This window comes from Halomonas sp. ND22Bw (assembly GCF_003011945.1).
In the GTDB taxonomy this organism is placed as follows: Bacteria; Pseudomonadota; Gammaproteobacteria; order Pseudomonadales; family Halomonadaceae; genus Halomonas; species Halomonas halophila.
This window is the reverse complement of sequence record NZ_PXWD01000817.1, coordinates 1-274: the sequence shown is the minus strand read 5'-3', so window position 1 is coordinate 274 and position 274 is coordinate 1. Positions and strand designations below refer to the sequence as shown.

The 274-nt window shown below is 70.8% G+C and carries 1 protein-coding gene; it reads left to right on the top strand.

Going from position 1 to position 274, the window contains the following annotated elements; translation table 11 throughout:
* Positions 1 to 22: 22 nt before the first annotated feature.
* Positions 23 to 274, top strand: a 252-nt coding sequence (locus CVH10_RS20410; RefSeq protein ID WP_219924901.1) for a hypothetical protein, incomplete at its 3' end; no start/stop codon positions are given.

The following is a 274-nucleotide window of genomic DNA, read 5'->3' as shown; positions in this document are numbered from 1 at the left end:
CGGCCATTCGGAAGAGATCCGCATGGCGCCGCCGCCCGGCGGTCCCGAGCGCGCCTTCGCGTGGTTCCGGATCGGGGTGCGGCCCATCGAGCGGCCGCGCCGGCCCGCCACCCTCTGGACGGTGAGCGACATCACGCACGAGCGCGAGCGCCAGGAGAACGTCTTCCAGGAACTCCAGCACGCGATCGATTACCTCGACCACGCGCCCGCCGGCTTCCTGTCGATCGATCCGGCCGGCTCGATCGTCTACATGAACGCGACGCTGGCCGCTTGG